Genomic DNA, 16,679 nt, shown 5'->3' with positions numbered 1-16,679 from the left:
CGCTGACGGCGGGCTGACGGTCAGTCCGGCCGCGGCCGGGCCCGGTCGACCCGGCCGCCGAGCAGGCCCTGGAAGAGGTTGAGGCGCTGCATGTTGGCGGTGCCCTCGAGGAACTCCGTCGCCCGGGCGTCGCGCGCCAGCTTGTCCAGCAACGGGTGAGCCAGCCGGGCGCCGGGGCCCAGCAGGCCGGCGGCGGTCAGCGTCGCCTCCTCGGCGAGCCGGGCGGCGCGCAGTTTGGCGGCGGAGGCCGGGTGGCCGTCGCTGCCGCGTGCGTCCACGGCTGCGGCGGCCTGCCGTACCAGGCTGCGGGTGGCGGCGATCCGTCGGCCGAGCGCGTCGAGCCGGTGCCGCTCGTCGGCGTTCAGGGTGCGGCGCTGGGCGGTGGCGTACTCCAGGGCGGCGCGGGCGATGCCGACCGCGATGGCGGCGACGCCGGGGCGCAGCACGTTGAAGGTCTGGACGAAGGCCCAGACGCCGCGCCTGGTCGGCGGCAGGTGCCGGCCGAGGACGCGGTCCTCGGGGACCGCCACGCCGTCCAGGGTGATCGTGCTGATCCGGGCGCCGCGCAGCCCGATCATGTCGAGCGGTTCGGCGCGGTAGCCGGGGTCGGCGGTGTCGACCAGGACGGCGGTGATGCCGAGCGGGCCGGGGGCGCTGCGGGCGAAGACCACGGCGAGCCGGGCGCGGGCGGCGTTGCCGACGTAGCGCTTCTCGCCGGTCAGCAGCAGGCCGTCCGGTCCGGCGGTCAGGCTGGTGCGCAGTGCGGCCGCGTCGGAGCCCCGGTCGGGTTCGGTGAGGGCGAAGCAGGTCCACAGCGGTTCGGCCAGCAGCCGGCCGTAGAACCACTCCTTCTGCCGGTGGTCGGCGAGCAGGCCGACGGCGACGCCGGCCAGCCACGGGCCCGGTGCGGCCACCAGCGCGCCGACCTCGGCGGCGGCCAACTCCTCCATGACGACCACGCGTTCGAGGGCGCTGACGCCGTGGAATCGGTGGCCGTCGACGGGTTCGGGCGTGTGCCCGTACTCGGCGGGGATGCCCATCGCGGCCAGGTACCGCAGGGCGGGCAGGTGCAGGTGGTGCCGGACGGCCTCGGGGTCGCGGTCGATCTCCAGGGCGAGCGGGCGCAGGTCCTCGCCCCACTCCCGCATCCGCCCGGCCAGCGCGGCGAGCCTTGGGTCCTCGGTGCGGCTCACGGCTGGTACCCCCCTGCGGTGGCGGTGTGGGCCTCGGCGAGCAGCTCCGAGACGTAGGCGGTCATGCCGTGGCCGTCGCGCAGGTAGCCGGAGGCTCCGAGCAGCCGGACCTGGTCGCGGTCGGTGGCGGTGATCCGGGTGTGCAGGTCGGCGAGCACCGCGGGCTCCAGATCGCCGGGCCCGGCGCCGGCCAGGACGGCGGCGGCCTCCAGGTGTTCGGCGACGGCGTCGGCCAGGGCGCCCTTCACCAGCTGCTGCTGGAGGAGGTAGCCGTCGCCGCTGCGGCGCCGGCCGAGGTGGTTCAGGCAGGCGGTGCGCAGCGCCTCGGAGAGGCCGAGCCGGATCCGGACCAGGCCGAGGGCGAAGGCGGCGCGCTGCTGTTCGTCCGGGGCCCGCTCGGTTGGGACGGGCGCGGCGGCCAGGGCGACGGCGCCGCCGGGCAGGTCGACGGTGGCGAGGACGCGCTCCCGGCCGGCCGCGCGGGGGGCGGTCGTGCCGTCGGTCCAGAGCCGACCGGCGGCGGCATAGGTAGCGGGGTCGGTGACGGTGTGCCCGGCCGGTCCGCAGGGCAGCAGTCCGGGCAGGGCCTCGGCGCCGAGCAGGGCGAGGGCCGGGGCGAGGCCGCGGTACCGGGCGGTGTCCTGGCAGCGCTCCGGCAGACCGGCGCTGAGCAGACCGGTACTGAGCAGACCGGTGCCGGGCCGGGCGGCGGTCATCAGGAGCCCCGCTCGATCAGGCAGACGCTGAGGTCCCGGTCGGCCGGGTCGTAGTCGACGAGGGCGAGGTGCCGTGCGCGGCCGGGTTCGGCGGCCAGCGCGGTGAGCGTGCCGGAGGCGGGCCGGCCGGGCGCGGACTGGGCGATCCGGCCGGTGTGGCCGGGCAGGTGGCGGGCACGGTCCAGTCCGGGGCCGAGGACCAGCGGCAGGTCGGGGCCGGCCCCCAGCCCGGTGAGGGCGGAGCGCAGCGCGTCCGGGACCTCCTCGGCGGTGGTGCCGGGCAGCCGGCTCAGGGTGAGCCGGCCCTCGGTGCCGGTGTCGGTGAACAGCAGCGCCACCCCGGCGTCCGCGGCCGGCCGCGGTCCGCTCCCGTAGGGCAGGGTGTGCTGGTCGAGGGCGAACACGGCGACGGCGCGGTGGCCGTCGCGGCGGGCGTACGCCCCGGCCAACCGCAGTGCGGCGAACGGCGCCGCCGAGCCGCAGTCGGCGACGGCGAAGGCGAGCGGGTGACCGGGGAGCAGCTCGGACAGGGCGGTGACGGCGGCGAGCCGGCAGTCCAGGTCCGGGGTGGCGTGGGCGACCAGGGCCAGCTCGATCGGCAGGCCGGGCGGGGCGAGGTCGCGCAGCAGCGCGGTGGCCATCGTGGTGAAGGTGTTCCCGCCGCCTTCGGCGAGCTCGGGGCGGTGCGGCACGCCGTAGCCGGCCGTCAGGTCGGCGAAGTGGCGCAGCGAGAACGGGTCGTCGATCCGGGAGGTGCCGGGCGGGAAGGAGCGGTGGGCGACGGCGGCGAGCCGCAGCGGGAACTCCACCGGCTCCCCCCGTCGGACGGCCGCCGGGGTGCTCTGCACGGGCATCCTCAGCCGTCCAGTTCCGCGGCCACGAAGTCGGCCAGCGAGCGGACGCTGGCGAAGTGGGCCATCTCCAGCGAGTCGGTGTCGAACTCGATGTCCAGTGACTCCTCCAGCCGCATCAGCAGCTCGAAGACGCCGGTCGAGTCCAGCCCGAGCTCGTCGAAGAGCCGGGATTCCTCGGTGAGTTGCGGCAGGTCGTAGTCGAGTACCTCGCCGAGCGCGGCGGAGATCTCGGTGACGATCCGGGCGCGGTCGGTGCCGGTGGTCTCGGGCATGGCGCGCTCTCCTTCCGGTGTGGTGGGGGTCAGCTGAGGGTGGTCGGCCGCTTCAACGCCTCTGGCGGCAGCGGCCGTTGGCGGTCCAACAGGTCCTCGGGGCGGTCGGGCTCGCGGATCAGGTGCGGGCGCCCGTCGAGCATCAGCACCTCGGCCGGGTAGCCGTGGCCGAGGAAGTGCACGGGTGAGGCGGTCGGCCCGTACGCGCCGGAGCGCAGGACGCCGATCAGGTCGCCCTGCCGCAGCGGCGGGAGCCGGACCTTCTTGGCCAGGGTGTCGTTGGGCGTGCAGAGCGGGCCGGTGATGTTCCAGTCCTCGGGGGTGTCCTCGGCGCCGGACCGGTTGAGCAGGGCCATCGGGAAGTTGCGCTTGGCGAAGGAGCCGATGCCGACGGCCGCCATGTGGTGGTGGGTGCCGCCGTCGGTGACGGCGAACCGCTCTCCGAGCGAGGTCTTCACGTAGCGCACCCGGGCCACGTAGGTGCCGGCCGGGGCGGTGAGGTAGCGGCCGAGCTCCATCACCAGGCGGGTGTGCGGGTGCCGGTCGGCGAAGGCGGCGATCAGCGGGTTGAGCCGGGCGGCGAGGTCCGGCAGGTCGAGGTCCCGCTCGCCGTCGAAGTAGCCGACGCCCAGGCCGCCGCCGACGTCGACCAGTTCGGCCTCGAAGCCGAGCGCGGCCGACAGCCGGTCGGCGAGCTCGAAGATCCGCTCGGTGTTCTCGGCGATGGCGTTCTCGCTGAGGATCCGGGTGCCCATGTAGACCTGTACGCCCATCAGCCGCACGTGCGGGAACCGTCCGGCGAGGCCGGGGTCGGCGAGCAGCTGCGCCTCGTCGATGCCGAACTGGCGCGGTTTGCCGCCCATGGTCAGGCCGGAGCCCTTGACCGAGAAGGCGGGGTTGACCCGCAGCGCGACCGGTGCGCGTACCCCGCGCTCCCCCGCCAGTTCGTCGATCAGCGCCAGCTCCTGGAGGGACTCGCAGACGATCGCGGCGATCTGTTCGTCCAGGCAGGCGGCGAGTTCGGCGCGGCTCTTGCCCGGCCCGAGGAAGATGATGTCCGGGCCGGTGACGCCGGCCAGCCGGGCGGTGCGCAGCTCGGTGAGCGAGGAGACCTCGGCGCGCGCGCCGTGGGCGTGCAGCAGGGCGCAGATCGCCACGTTCGGGTTGGCCTTGAGCGAGAAGAAGATCTGCAGTCGGGGGTCGAGGAGTTCGCGCAGCTCGCGCAGCCGACCCTCCAGTGCGTCCCCGTCGTAGAGGAAGAACGGGGTGCCGTAGGCCTGCGCCAGTTCGGTGACGGGCGTGCCCTGGATCTCGAAGGTCTCGCTCATGGCCTGCTCCCTTGGCTCCGCCCGTCCAGCCGGACGGTGGTCTCCGCGTCGATGGCCCTCAGTTCCGCCGCCGAGTCGGCGACGAGGATCCCGTACAGCCGGCCCTCGGCGGGGGTGTCCTCGGCGGGGAAGGCCGCGTTGACGGTGGCGTGGTTGTTCACCAGCAGCCCGCGGCCGCCGGGCCGGTCGAGCAGCAGGTTGCCGAGCAGTGCGCGGATCTCGGCGAAGGGCAGCGGCCGGTCCAGCCGCAGCGGGTAGTGGCGGGCCACGGCGACCCGGCCGGGGGCGACGAGGTGCTCCTCCAGGCGGACCTGGTAGGTGGACATGTTGTGGCGGGCGTTGATCTCCACCACCGGGTAGAGCCCGCCGTCGGGGTCGACCATGGCGTCCACGCCGACCACGCCGAAGTAGCCGTCGGCGTGGAGCCGTTTGCCGAGCAGGTCCGCCGTCCGGGCGAGTTCGTCCAGTTGGGCGGGGGTGAGGTCCGGGGGCATCTTGTGGCCCTTGTGGACGCCGTCCTCGGTAAGCTGCTCCTTGACGAAGTCGAACCGGACGGCGCCGCCGCGGTCCACGGTGAACTGGTAGTTGAGGTCGGCTTGCTTGTCGACCCACTCCTCGACCACGAAGGCCACCCGGTCGCCTCCGGCGCGTTCGGCCTGTCGGGCGACCACGCCCAGGATGCGCGCGGCGCGGCGCTGGCCGGCCAGCCGGGCGATGCCCTTGCCGGAGACGCCGAACGCCTCCTTGACGACGGCGGGCCGGGGGCCGGCGACCGCCTCCTCGAAGGCCGCGGCGAGCTCGGCGAGCGTCTCGCAGGCCCGGCCGCGCGGCTGGCGCAGCCCGAGCTCGTCGGCGATCCGACGGCTGTAGACCTTGCTGTTGACGGCCTTGCAGGTGGCGGCGGAGGGGGCGGCCAGCGGCAGCCCGGCACGGTCGGCGAGGCGTTCCTCCAGCTCGCAGACGCCGTGGGCGGTCAGCCGGGCGCCGTCGGCGGCGGGGCCGGCCAGGGCCGCGAGCAGCGCCGGGTCGGCGAGGGCGTCCTCGGTGACGGTGCGGTCCGGCTCCTGGCGGGCGACGACATGGATCCGGGGCAGTGCCAGGCCGAGGCCCGCGAGGTAGCCGAGGTAGTCCTCGTCCGGGCGGGTCTTGAGCACCACGTGGTCGCCGCCGCCCGCGAGCAGCAGGGCGAACTGGTCCATCCGGTTGACCACGGCGCTGGACGCGGCGGCCGAGAAGCGCGGCAGGGTGTGCTCGCCGCGGGCCCACTGCTGCTCGACCTCGAAGTTGCCGAGCAGGACCAGCGGGGTGTCCGGGGTGCCGGTCAGCGCGGCGGCCAGCCGCCGGGGGAACTCCGGGGCGGGTCCGTCCGTCATGGCGCCCACCTCAGTGCTCCAGGACCATGGCGGCGAACGACTGGCCGAGTCCGGCGGAGGTCATCAGGTACCTGTCCCCCGGCCGGAGCAGGCCGAGCTCGCGCGCGGACTGGTAGTTGATGAAGGGGTCCGCGCAGAAGCAGTGGCCGGTGCGCGCGATGTTCTCCAGGAAGATGCGGTCCCTGGGGATGCCCAGGTGGGCGGCGGCGACCGTCCAGGAGACCCGGTTGACGTTGTGCGGCAGGACCAGGTCAAGGTCGGCGATGCCGAGCCCGGCCTGGTCGAGGGCGCCGAGGACGACCTCGGCCATGGCGTCCTGGTAGATCCGCTTGGCGTCGCGTGCGCCCTCCGGGTCGAGGTCGATGACGCCGTCCTCGCGGCCGTGGATGCGGGCGTGGTAGCCGAGCACCCGGTCGCGGCCGCCGCCGGCGCCGACCAGGACGGCGCTGACGCCCTCGCCCATGATCGAGACGTCCTCCACCCACTGCGAGAACGGGGTGAAGGTCTTGTCGCCGGCCAGGACCAGGGCGAGCGCGTCCGGGTCGCCGTCGGCGGCCAGCAGGGTGCCGGCCGCGTCCACGGCGAGCAGGCCGGTGGCGCAGCCGTGGTCGGCCACCGAGAACACCGCGGCCCGGTGCAGGCCGAGCGCCTCGCGGACCTGCCGGAGCGGGCTGACGGGGTACGGCGCGGTGGTGCGCAGCCCCTTGGCGCGCACCACGTAGCGGACCCGGTCCTCCTGTCCGGCGAGGGCCTCCAGCTTCTGCGCCGCGGCGGTCAGCAGCTCGGCCTCGGACTGCGCGGGCGCCTGGCAGATCCGGTCCAGCCCGTACAGCCGGGTGAACCGGCGCACCTGTTGGTCCGTCAGCCCCAGGGGCTCCCGCAGCTGTTCGACGGGGATGGTCGGTGGCAGGTAACTCGACACCGCTGCTAGCGAGGTCACGCCGGGGCCTCCTCGGATGGAAGTCGAAGCCCCTCAAATCTCGCCGAGCACGCTGACAGGGTGCTGACAGCGGGCTGACCGGCGCCGAAACCCCTTCCGGTCAGGTCTTCTTGTCGGTCAGGCGTGCTCGGCGGTCAGGCGTTCTTGACGGTGATGCGGCCGTTGGAGGTGGTGAGGTCGAGCTGGTAGCGGCCGGCGGGGTCGTTGGTGACGCCGATCTCCTTGCGGCCGTTGCTGGTCTGGGCGGCGACCTTGTAGGTGGCGGCCGGGACGGTGAGGGAGATGGCGCCGTTGGAGGTCTTGGCCCTGACGTCCTGGGCCTTGGCGGGGGTGAGGTCGATCTGGCCGTTGCTGGTCTGGGCCTGGATGCGGTCGCCGTTCAGGCCGGTGCCCCTGATGGCGCCGTTGGTGGTCTGCACCTCGACCGGTCCGGCGACGCCGTCCAGGGTGATGCCGCCGGAGTGGGTGGTGACCTTGACCGGGCCGACCCGGGTGAGGCTGACCGCGCCGGAGGAGGTCTGGCCGTCGACGGGGAGCCCGGCGGGGACCTCCAGGGTGTAGTTGACCGAGCAGTGCTGTCCGCAGCCGCCGAGCACCAGTACGCCGTTCTCCACGCGGGTGGTGGTGCCGGGCCGGTCGTCCTGGTAGTCGATCGAGCGGTGCACGGAGATCCTCCCCGCGCCCTCCCGGCCGTTGATGGTGACGCCGCCGGAGCTGCTGTCCAGGCGCACCGAGGTGATCTTCTCCGACACCTCGGCGTCGTCCTGCGCGTTCGTCCCCGGCGTGCAGGCGCTGAGCCCCCCGGCGGCGATCCCGGCGAGCACCAGGGCCCCGAGGTAGCGGGGCGGGCGGTTCGCGCCCGCCCTCCGCGCCACCGGGACCGCCTCCGCAATCCTCGTCGTGATCCCCGCCGCCGTGGCCCGAGCTGCCGTAACCCGCATGGCTGTACCCCACATCTCAAGAAGTCGCTGGTGACGGCCCCTGGTGAGGGCCATACCCACCGACGGTATCCCCGGGGCAAGCGCACCGGCCATGGGGGTAACCCCCCATTCCCCCCTGAGGACAACCACCCTGACGGTCCGTCAGTCGAATATCAGTCCGCTGTCAGCCCGTTGTCAGCCCGCCCGGGGAGAGTCGACCCATGACAGCGGTGACGACACCCGCCCCCGCCCGGACGCTCGGCGTGCTCGGGGGCATGGGGCCCGCGGCGACGGCGGAGTTCCTCCGGCTGCTCGCCGCCGACGCGCCGGCCGTCGAGGACCAGCAGCACCCCAGGGTCGTGATGCTGTCCGACCCGGGCATCCCCGACCGGAGCACCGCGATCCTCACCGGTGACGGTGAGGCGGGCCGGCGGATCCGGGCCGGCCTGTGGACCCTGGCCGACTGGGGCGCGGACCTGCTGGCCGTGCCCTGCAACACGGCACACGTCTTCCTGGCGGCCTTCACCGCCGCCTCGCCCGTGCCCGTGGTGGACATCGTGGACGCCACCCTGGACGCCGCGGTCCGGCTGAGCCCCGGCGGCGGGTGGCTGACCGCCACCACCGGGACGCTGGCCAGCGGCCTCTACCAGGAGCGGGCGGCGGTCCGCGGCTACCCGCTGCACCTGCCCGACGGCGCGACCCAGCGGCTCGTCCACGCGGCGGCCGTCCAGGTGAAGGCCCGGCGTCCCGAGTCGGCGGCGGACGACCTGCGGACGGCCGTCCACCGGCTCTGGCGGCAGCGGCCGCTGCCCGTCCTGGCGGCCTGCACCGAGCTGCCGCTCGCCTACCAGCAGGCCGCGCTGCCGCCGGAGTTGATGGTCTCCAGCCTGGCCGCGCTCTCCCGCGCCTGCGTCGCCGAGCTGTACCGGACCGCGGCGCCGGCCGGCCGGGCACGGCTCAGCGGTACAGCTCGGCGAGTTGGAAGGCCAGGTCCAGGGCCTGCGCGTGGGTGAGCCGGGGGTCGGGGGCCGTCCCGTCGTCCCGGCGGTCCCGGTCCGCCGCGCGGACCTCGCCGCCGTCGCACGCGGTCGCACCGGCTCCGGACAGTTCGACGTGGATGCCGCCCGGGTGGGTGCCGAGCGCCCGGTGGACCTCGACGAAGCCGCGGACCTCCTCCAGCGCAGCGTCCGGTCGACCGGTCCGACGGCCGCTCGGCGCGGCGTTCGGCGCGAGGGGCGTGGTGCCGCGCATCGGGTCGCTCACCCAGCAGGCCAGGGCGCCCTCCGCCGTCACCTTCTCGACCAGCGGCGGCAGCACGTCCCCGACCCGTTCGGCGCCCGCGCGCACCAGGAAGGTCAGCCGACCTGGCTCGCGCTCCGGGTCGAGCCGGTCGATCAGACCGAGGACGGTGTCCGGTGCGGCCGTCGGGCCGAGTTCGACGGCGACCGGGTTGGCGATCCGCGCGAGGTACCCCACGTGCGCGCCGTCCGGATCGGCCGTCCGCTCGCCGAGCCGGAGCAGATGGCCGCTGGTCGCGTAGCTGCGGCCGGTGGCGGGGTCGGAGCGGGTCAGCGGCTCCTCGTAGTCCAGCAGCAGGCCCTCGTGGCCGACGAAGAACTCCGCCGTGCCGAGCTCCCGGGTGTCCACCCCGCAGGCCTGCATGAAGGCCAGGCTGCGGCCGATCTCCTCGGCGAGCGCCTCGTAGCGCTCCCCCGCCCGGGAGCCGGCCACGAAGCCGGAGTTCCAGGCGTGCACCTGGCGCAGGTCGGCGAAGCCCCCGGTGGTGAGCGCCCGGACCAGGTTGAGGGTCATCGCGGAGGCTTCGTACGCCCGCCGCAGCCGGGCCGGGTCGGGGCGGCGGGCCCCGGCGGTGAACTCGGCGCCGTTGACCGCGTCGCCACGGTGGGCGGGAAGCTCGACGGCGCCGCGCCGCTCGACCGGGGGCGGGCACGGCTCGGCGTACTGGCCGGCCATCCGGCCCACCTTGACCACCGGCAGCGCGGCGGCGTGGGTGAGCACCACGGCCATCTGCAGCAGGGTCCGCAGGGTGGCGTGGATCGTCTCGACACCCGTCTGGGCGAAGCTCTCGGCGCGGTCGCCGCCGTGCAGCAGGACCGCCTCGCCCCGGGCCACCGCGGCCAGCCGGGCCCGCAACCGGTCGCACTCGGCGGCGAAGACCAGGGGCGGAGCCGTGCCCAGCCACCCGGTGACGGCGCGCAGCGACTCCCGGTCGGGCCAGTCGGGCTGCTGGGCGGCCGGGCGTGCCGGGCGCGGCTCGGCGGGTCCGCCGGTGTCGTCGCTCATCGCTGACTCCCTGGTCTCGGGGTGGTGGGGCCCCTCGGTTCGGAGGGTCACGTCTGTTCGGTGACAGTGGAGTCGAGGCCTTCCGGCCCGTGTTGACCGTCCGTTCCGGCGGCCCGCTCCGGTGGCCCGGTGGGCCGGCCCCGCACCGGTCAGCCGCAGCCGCCGGCGTGCCCGTCGTCGACCGACCTGGGGCCGAGGCCGACGACGGCGCCGGCCGGTTGCGGCAGCACCTGCTCGGGGGCGCGCCGCTCCCGCAGGTGGGCGGCGAAGTCGGGCAGCCGGTCCAGGCCCCAGAAGCGGCTGAAGCCGTGCACGAAGAACGGGACGCCGAACACGCCGTCCCGGCAGACGTCCAGCAGCAGCCGGGCGCCCTGCTCGCGGAGCCCCGGGTCGTCGGCCGCGCCCGCCAGCTCCGCCGGGTCGAGGCCGAGCCCGGCGCCCAGGTCGGCGACCACCACGCGGTCGCAGATGTCCCGGCCCTCCTCCCAGCGGGTGCGGTAGGCGGCCGCGACGAACTCAGCCCCGCGTCCCTCGCGCCGCGCCACCAGGTAGGCCAGGTGCGGGACCTCCCAGACCGGCGCCCGGTCCACCGGCCAGCGCAGCGCGAGGCCCCGCCGCTCGGCGAGCCGGGCCACGTCCTGGAGGATGTACAGGTGCTTGGCCCGGGTCATCGCCGCGTACGGGAACACCCCGCCGAGCGCGGTCAGCCGCCGCTCGCTCTCCCCGTCCGGCTCGAAGAACGGCCGCCACTCCAGCTCCGCGGCGAGCCGCGGGTGCTCGTCGACGAGTTCGCGGTAGGCCAGCCAGGAGTACGGGCTGCGCAGCGAGAAGTAGAACCTCGGGATCCCGGCGGCCCGGCTCACAGCACCAGCCCGCCGTCGACGCCGAACACCTGGCCGGTGATGTAGGAGGCCCGCTCGGAGACCAGGAAGGAGACCAGGTCGGCGACCTCCTCGGGGCGGCCGAACCGGCCCAGCGGGATCCGCGCGGCCAGGCCCGGGCCGGCCGTACCGGTCAGGCCGGCGGTCATGTCGGTCTCGATGAACCCCGGCGCCACCGAGTTGACCCGGATCCCGCGCGGCGCGACCTCCTTGGCCAGCGCCTTCGAGAAGCCGATGATCCCCGCCTTGGAGGCCGAGTAGTTGGTCTGGGTCGCGTTGCCGTACACCCCGGCCACCGAGGACATCGTCACCAGGACGCCGGCCCGCCGCTTCATCATCGCGAACACCGCGGCGCGGCAGATGGTGTAGGTGCCGTCGAGGTTGGTCCGCAGCACGTCCTGCCAGGCCTGCTCGCCGAGCAGCACCAGCGGGTTGTCACGGACGATGCCGGCCGAGGAGACCACCGCGTGGACGGGGCCCAGCTCGCGCTCGGCGGCGCGAACGAACTGCTCCGCCTCGGCCTGGACGGACACGTCCACCCGGCGGGCCAGCACCGCCGCGCCGGCCGCCTTGGCCGCGACCGCCGTCTCCTCCGCCGCCTCGTGCCGGGACTGGTAGCAGAACGCCACGTCGTACCCGTCGGCGGCGAGCCGGGTGACCACGCTGCGCCCGATGCCCCGGGAGCCCCCGGTCACCAGGGCGACGGGCCGCTTCGCTTCGGACATCAGGACCTCTCCTCGGTGGTCGGTGCGGGGGCGCCCGCGCCGGTCAGCAGCTCGGCGCCGCGCAGTGCCAGGGTGAGCTGGCCGATCTCCAGGACGGTGCGGCCCTCGACGGTGGTGGTACCGGTGGTGATCACGGCGTCGCCGACGTCGCGGACCAGGTGGACCTCGTGCACCAGGACGCAGCCGGGCTGGACGGGAGCCAGCACCCTGGCGCCGCGCACGCCCGCCAGCAGCACCACCCGGCCCGCCCGGACGTCGGCGTTGGGCTGCTCCCAGCAGGCCAGCAGCACCGCCGACTGGGCCCAGGACTCCAGCAGCAGGTCCAGCGGATAGGCGTACGCGTGGTCGGGGGCCTGGTCGGGGACGGCCCGGTAGCCGGGCTCGGCGAGGGTGACGGCCTTGTGGGTGACCAGGCGTTTGCCCGGCTCGACCTCGACGACCCGGTCGACCAGCAGCGCGGGGCGGCGGTGCGGGATCAGCGCGGTGATGCGGGCGATGCCGTTCATGCCGCCTCCCCCGGGTAGAGCAGGGTGATCTCGGCGGCGGGGCGGGAGTCGGCGGCCACTCGCGCGGTGACCCGCAGGCCGCCGGCGTGGGGCTCGACCCGCGCCTCGATCAGCAGTTCCTCACCGGGCCGGACCGGGCTGAGGAAGCGGGCGCGCTTCAGCTCCAGCCGCTCGTGGCCGCCGCTCGGGCCGGCCGCTTCCACCGGGTCTGCCGCTTCCACGGGGTCTGCGGGGTCTTCCGGGTCGGCGGGGTGCACTGCCGCGGTCACCAGGTCGTGAACGTACTGCACCAGCCGCAGGCCGGGCACCAGGGGGAAGCCCGGGTAGTGGCCGGCGAGGAACGGGTCGTCCGGGGCGACGGTGACGGTGCCCCGGAGGGTGCGGCCGCCGGGGGCGGCGGCCGGGGTCTGGTCGGGCATCGTGCTCTGTCCTCTCGGTTCGCGGGCGCAGCGGGTGCGGCGGGCGCGGCAGGCGGGGCGGGCGCAGCGGGTGCGGCGGGCGCGGCAGGCCGACGGGGTACCGCGGCCCGGTGGCGGCCGGGCTCAGCCGCCCAGCAGGGCGCAGCCGACCGTGCCGTCCCGGTCGATGGCGGTGACCAGCGCCGCGGTGCCGGGCGGCAGTCCGCCCTCGTCGGCGGCGGCCAGTACGGCCGCCAGCTGGAGGCCGGTCGCGGCGGCCGAGGTGTCGCCGAGCAGCGGCCGGCAGCGGATCCAAGCCGGTCGCGCACCCGCGGGCAGCGCCGCCCGCAGGGCCTCCTCCTCGCCGTCGGCGCCGAGCGGGGCGACCAGGCGGACGTCCGCGGCGCCGGCCCCGGCGTCGGCGAGCGCGGCACGTACGCAGGCGGTGAGGGCCGGGCCGGCCTCCTCGGGCCGGTGGTACGCGCGGAAGCGGGTACCGAGCAGTCGGGCCAGGGCCGGGCGGCCGGCGGCAGCGGCCTCCTCGGCGGGCTCCAGCAGCCAGGCCACGCCGCCCTCGCCGAGCGGCGGGCGGTGGCCCTCCCCGGCGGCGTGCCACTCCAGCCAGGCGCGCTGGACGGAGTACTCCTCGGCGGCGCCGCAGAGCACCCGGTCGCAGTGGCCGCCGCGGTGGAGCCGGGCCGCGTAGCCGAGGGCGAGCAGACCGGTGAGCGAGCCGCCCGCGATGGTGCTGTTGGGGCCCTTGATGCCGTGCCAGATGGCGCTCTGGCCGGCCGCCCGGTTCATCACGGTGTTCGGGAAGCGAGCCGGGTCGACCAGGTAGGGGCGGTCGCCGGTGAGCGAGTCCCGGGTGAAGTCCATGATGCTCTGGACGCTTCCGGAGCCGGTGCCGAGGACCAGTCCGACCCGGTCGGGACGGGCCAGCAGGGCCGGGCCGCAGCCGTCGAGCAGTCGGCCGAAGGTGGCGACGGCGAGCGCGGTCACCCGGTCCATGCTCCGGGTGCCCTTCCTGCCCAGGGCGTCGGCGGCGGTGAAGCCGGGGACGAGGCCGCCCTGCCGGTACGGACCGGGGTACTGCTCCTGGTCCAGGACGTCGAGGGCGCTCTCGGCGGCGCGCACGCCGGTGCGGTAGGCCTGCGCGCCGGTGCCGAACGGGGAGACGGCGGACCAGGCGGAGAAGACCAGTTCGGCGGCCGCGCGGTCCTCCGCCGCGGGCCGGTCGCGCAAGGGCGCCTCGGTGGTCGGAGCCTCGGCGGCCGTCATGCGGATCCCCGGCCCGTGCCCCGCCCCGCCTTGCCGGTGAGGGCGTCGGTCAGCCGGTCGTCGAAGTCCACCAGGCTCCAGTCCCGGCGGTTCTCGATCACCGCCCAGCCGTGGGTGATCCGACCGGTGGCGGTGGGCACCAGGACGCCGTCGCGCAGTACGTAGGCGTCCATCCGGGAGGTGTAGGTGAGCCGCTTGAACACGCTCTCGACGGTGTAGACGGTGTAGAGGGTCTCCTCCATCCGCGCCTCGTCCAGCAGGGTGATCCGGGAGTGCGGGACGACGGGGATCCAGTCCTGCTCGTCCAGCAGGGTCTTGATGGAGACGCCGCGGTCCTCCAGGAAGAGGTCGACGATCTCCTCCAACTGCCGCAGGTAGCCGGACATCTGGACCCGCTCGGTGAAGTGGCAGTAGAAGTACGGCATCCGCCAGGCCCAGCCGAAGGCGTTCTCGCCGGCCGTCAGCACCTCCAGCGGGTCGGCGCCCGCCGGGACGGGGACGGCGGCGGCCCCGGCGCCGAGCCGCCCGGTGACGAACCCGGCGACCTCGGCGGGCGGCGGCTCGACGGCGTGGCCGCGCGGGTCGAGCCGGAGCTGGACGGCGACCTTGGCGGCCACCGCCTTGACCGTCTCGCCGCCGCGCTCGACGGTGAGTTCGACGGCGAGGCGCAGCGCCCCACCACCGTCCGGGAGGCGGCGCACGGTCGCGGTGGCCAGGTCGTCGATGTGGAAGGCGGTGAGGATCTTGGTGTCCAGGTCGGTGATGTCGACGCCCAGGCCGTGGCGCTCGTAGAGCCGGCCGGCCGGGAGGCCGTGCTGGCGCAGGTGGTCGTAGACGGCCTCCTCCACCATATAGTTGACGTGCTTGAAGCCGATCCAGGTGCAGATGTTCGAGCCCTCGTAGCGCGGGCGGAGCTCCAGCCGGGTGGTGTCCTGCGTGTCCTGCGCCGTGGTGGCGTTGATGCTCATGACAGCTCCAGTGATGGGTGGGTGGGTACGGCGGCGGCCCGCAGGAAGTCCCCGACCAGTCGGGCGGTCCGGTCCGGGCGCTCGACCATCGGGAAGTGCCCGCAGTCGGGGAGGAGTTCGAAGCGCGCTCCCGGGACCGCGGCTGCCAGGGCCCGGCCGTCACCGGGCCGGGCCGCGATGTCACGCGCGCCGGAGAGCACGAGGAGCGGACTGCGGACCGCGCCCAGGTCGAGGGTGGGGGTGCGCAGATAGGTCTCGAAGAACCTCATCCAGCCGTAGGGGCCGATCTGGTCGCGCAGCCGCAGCGCCATCCAGTCGCGGTGGGCCTTGGCGAACCGGCCGGTCTCGCCGACCTCCAGGGCCTCCTCGAAGACCCGGTGGAAGTCGTTGAGGTAGTAGGAGATCACCGACCAGTCGAAGTCCCGGACGCTGGACCGGTAGAAGGGGCTGACCAGGACGGTCGGCCGGGGTGCGATCCGGCCGAGCGCGGTGGCCTCGGTGAACAGGTTGGCCGCGTAGGAGTGGGCGACCACCGCGTCGAAGCGCTCGTCCACCAGCTCGACCAGGAACCGTGCCGGGTCCGGGTTCAGACCCCAGCCCTCGCTGCCGGACATGGCCTGCCAGGGCAGCTCGGCATCCCACAACTCCAGCTCCTCACCAGCCCGTTCGACCAGCGGTTGCCATACCGAGGGCCTGCCGCCGAGCCCGTGCAGCAGCAGGACCCGGAGCGGGCCGGCGGCGGTGTCGGCCGCGGGGCGGCGCAGCCTCGGCGTCACCGTGTTCATCCGGCGGCGCGCGGTCCGTACGCGCCGAGGATCAGCACGGCGTTGTTGCCCGCGAAGGCGAGCGCGTTGTTCTGCACGATGCGCACCTCGGCGGTGCGCGCGACGTTGGGGACGGGGTCAAGCCCGCACTCCGGGTCGGTCTCGTGGTGGTTGATGGTCGGCGGGATGAAGCCCTCGGTGATCGCCAGCGCGCAGGCGGCCGAGGCCAGGGCGCTGGCCGCGCCCATGGTGTGCCCGAGCATGGACTTGATGGAGACGGTCGGCGGCGGCACCGGGAAGACCTGGCGGATCGCGCCCGCCTCGGTCACGTCGTTCGCCTTCGTGCCGGTGCCGTGTGCGGAGATGAAGTCGATGTCCTCGGGCTTCACCCCGGCGTTGCGGTGGGCGAGTTCGATGCAGGCGGCGAGGCTGTCCCGGTCGGGCGCCACCGGGTGGTGGGCGTCGCAGTTCAGCGCGTAGCCGAGCACCTCGGCGTAGATCCGGGCGCCGCGCGAGAGTGCCGAGTCCAGGCTCTCCATGAACAGGATGCCCGCGCCCTCGCCGGTCAGGATGCCCTTGCGGTCGATGTCGAAGGGCTGGCTCAGCTCGGGCGCGATGGTGCCGAGCCGGTAGAAACCGGTGAAGGTCTTGCGGCAGACGGCGTCGGCGCCGCCGGACAGGGCGACGTCCGCCTCGCCGGAGCGGATCGCGTCGAATCCGGAGCCGATGGCGTAGTTGCCGGCCGCGCAGGCGGTCGGGATGGTCACGGCCTGCACGTCGGTGAGGAGCAGCTCCCGGACCACGCTGCTGGAGAGCAGCCCGGCCGTCGAGCGACGGGCCACCGCCGGGGGCAGCGCCTGCGGCCCGTCGGCGAGTTGACGCTCCATCAGTTCGTCTAGGTCGCGCGACTCGCCGTCGGTGGTACCGACGGAGACCAGGACCCGGCGGAGCCGCAGCTCCGCCAGGTCCATCCCGGAGTCGGACACCGCCATCCGGGCGGCGGCCACCGAGAACTGGGCGGCCCGGCCGAGCTCCTCCGGATCGAGCCGCTCCAGCCAGTCGGCCGGGTCGAAGTCGTCGATCTCGCAGCCGTTCGCGTGGGCGTAGCCGGTGGTGTCGAAGGACGTGATCGGCTTGACGCCGCTGCGGCCGGTCCGCAGGCCCGCGAGGAACTCCGCCGGCCCGGTGCCGATGCTGGTGACCGCGCCCAGCCCGGTGATGACGACCCGGCGCGGACCGGGGTGCTCGCTGCTCAC

General features: G+C 74.9%; 18 protein-coding genes. 1 reads left to right on the top strand and 17 read right to left on the bottom strand.

Annotated features, from left to right (window positions below; all coding sequences use genetic code 11):
- Positions 1 to 20: 20 nt before the first annotated feature.
- The 8 genes from ACGFZP_RS17550 to ACGFZP_RS17515 form a co-directional block, all read right to left on the bottom strand.
- Positions 21 to 1,193: an acyl-CoA dehydrogenase family protein gene (locus ACGFZP_RS17550; RefSeq protein ID WP_392933411.1), complete on the bottom strand. Its 1,173-nt coding sequence runs from the start codon at positions 1,191 to 1,193 to the stop codon at positions 21 to 23.
- Positions 1,190 to 1,909, bottom strand: coding sequence for a hypothetical protein (locus ACGFZP_RS17545; protein ID WP_392933410.1), 720 nt, complete (start codon positions 1,907 to 1,909; stop codon positions 1,190 to 1,192). Before ACGFZP_RS17545 ends, ACGFZP_RS17550 begins: the two co-directional genes overlap by 4 nt.
- Positions 1,909 to 2,757: a hypothetical protein gene (locus ACGFZP_RS17540; RefSeq protein ID WP_392933407.1), complete on the bottom strand. Its 849-nt coding sequence runs from the start codon at positions 2,755 to 2,757 to the stop codon at positions 1,909 to 1,911. The genes ACGFZP_RS17545 and ACGFZP_RS17540 overlap by 1 nt, the downstream gene beginning before the upstream one ends.
- 8 nt (positions 2,758 to 2,765) lie before the next feature.
- On the bottom strand, positions 2,766 to 3,035 hold the full coding sequence (locus tag ACGFZP_RS17535; RefSeq protein ID WP_392933404.1) for an acyl carrier protein: 270 nt from the start codon (positions 3,033 to 3,035) through the stop codon (positions 2,766 to 2,768).
- Positions 3,036 to 3,064: 29 nt separating this feature from the next.
- On the bottom strand, positions 3,065 to 4,363 hold the full coding sequence (locus tag ACGFZP_RS17530) for a type III PLP-dependent enzyme (protein ID WP_392933402.1): 1,299 nt from the start codon (positions 4,361 to 4,363) through the stop codon (positions 3,065 to 3,067).
- The gene (locus tag ACGFZP_RS17525) at positions 4,360 to 5,736 is read right to left on the bottom strand and encodes an ATP-grasp domain-containing protein (protein WP_392933399.1); all 1,377 of its coding nucleotides are present in this window, start codon (positions 5,734 to 5,736) and stop codon (positions 4,360 to 4,362) included. Before ACGFZP_RS17525 ends, ACGFZP_RS17530 begins: the two co-directional genes overlap by 4 nt.
- A 10-nt stretch (positions 5,737 to 5,746) precedes the next feature.
- Entirely contained in the window at positions 5,747 to 6,676 is a 930-nt protein-coding gene (locus ACGFZP_RS17520) for a 3-oxoacyl-[acyl-carrier-protein] synthase III C-terminal domain-containing protein (RefSeq protein WP_392933398.1), read from the bottom strand.
- A gap of 134 nt (positions 6,677 to 6,810) precedes the next feature.
- Positions 6,811 to 7,551: a DUF4097 domain-containing protein gene (locus ACGFZP_RS17515; protein WP_392933395.1), complete on the bottom strand. Its 741-nt coding sequence runs from the start codon at positions 7,549 to 7,551 to the stop codon at positions 6,811 to 6,813.
- Positions 7,552 to 7,817: 266 nt separating this feature from the next.
- On the opposite strand from ACGFZP_RS17515, the gene ACGFZP_RS17510 reads away from it, so the two are divergent.
- Entirely contained in the window at positions 7,818 to 8,609 is a 792-nt protein-coding gene (locus ACGFZP_RS17510) for an aspartate/glutamate racemase family protein (RefSeq protein ID WP_392933393.1), read from the top strand.
- Here the strand turns inward: ACGFZP_RS17510 and ACGFZP_RS17505 are convergent.
- The 9 genes from ACGFZP_RS17505 to ACGFZP_RS17465 all read right to left on the bottom strand — a co-directional run bounded on the left by ACGFZP_RS17505 (position 8,554) and on the right by ACGFZP_RS17465 (position 16,679).
- Complete coding sequence (locus tag ACGFZP_RS17505) at positions 8,554 to 9,900, bottom strand: 3-deoxy-7-phosphoheptulonate synthase (protein ID WP_392933391.1); 1,347 nt, start codon at positions 9,898 to 9,900, stop codon at positions 8,554 to 8,556. The genes ACGFZP_RS17510 and ACGFZP_RS17505 overlap by 56 nt on opposite strands.
- Before the next feature lie 149 nt (positions 9,901 to 10,049).
- A complete protein-coding gene (locus ACGFZP_RS17500) occupies positions 10,050 to 10,763 on the bottom strand; it encodes a 2-hydroxychromene-2-carboxylate isomerase (protein ID WP_392933389.1) in 714 nt (237 codons plus the stop codon).
- A complete protein-coding gene (gene fabG, locus ACGFZP_RS17495; RefSeq protein WP_392933387.1) occupies positions 10,760 to 11,506 on the bottom strand; it encodes a 3-oxoacyl-ACP reductase FabG in 747 nt (248 codons plus the stop codon). The genes ACGFZP_RS17500 and fabG overlap by 4 nt, the downstream gene beginning before the upstream one ends.
- Positions 11,506 to 12,012, bottom strand: a complete 507-nt coding sequence (locus ACGFZP_RS17490; RefSeq protein WP_392933386.1) for a 3-hydroxyacyl-ACP dehydratase FabZ family protein — start codon at positions 12,010 to 12,012, stop codon at positions 11,506 to 11,508. The genes fabG and ACGFZP_RS17490 overlap by 1 nt, the downstream gene beginning before the upstream one ends.
- A complete protein-coding gene (locus ACGFZP_RS17485) occupies positions 12,009 to 12,431 on the bottom strand; it encodes a hypothetical protein (protein WP_392933385.1) in 423 nt (140 codons plus the stop codon). Before ACGFZP_RS17485 ends, ACGFZP_RS17490 begins: the two co-directional genes overlap by 4 nt.
- A 123-nt stretch (positions 12,432 to 12,554) precedes the next feature.
- Complete coding sequence (locus ACGFZP_RS17480) at positions 12,555 to 13,691, bottom strand: beta-ketoacyl synthase N-terminal-like domain-containing protein (protein WP_392933383.1); 1,137 nt, start codon at positions 13,689 to 13,691, stop codon at positions 12,555 to 12,557.
- On the bottom strand, positions 13,688 to 14,659 hold the full coding sequence (locus ACGFZP_RS17475) for a hypothetical protein (RefSeq protein ID WP_392933381.1): 972 nt from the start codon (positions 14,657 to 14,659) through the stop codon (positions 13,688 to 13,690). Before ACGFZP_RS17475 ends, ACGFZP_RS17480 begins: the two co-directional genes overlap by 4 nt.
- Complete coding sequence (locus ACGFZP_RS17470) at positions 14,656 to 15,444, bottom strand: alpha/beta fold hydrolase (protein ID WP_392933379.1); 789 nt, start codon at positions 15,442 to 15,444, stop codon at positions 14,656 to 14,658. The genes ACGFZP_RS17475 and ACGFZP_RS17470 overlap by 4 nt, the downstream gene beginning before the upstream one ends.
- Positions 15,441 to 16,679 carry a beta-ketoacyl-[acyl-carrier-protein] synthase family protein gene (locus ACGFZP_RS17465; protein ID WP_392933377.1) on the bottom strand — a complete coding sequence of 413 codons (1,239 nt, stop codon included), beginning with the start codon at positions 16,677 to 16,679 and terminating at the stop codon, positions 15,441 to 15,443. Before ACGFZP_RS17465 ends, ACGFZP_RS17470 begins: the two co-directional genes overlap by 4 nt.

Source organism: Kitasatospora sp. NPDC048239 (assembly GCF_043202015.1).
Lineage (GTDB): Bacteria > Actinomycetota > Actinomycetes > Streptomycetales > Streptomycetaceae > Kitasatospora.
This window is presented reverse-complemented; position numbering and strand designations above follow the sequence as displayed.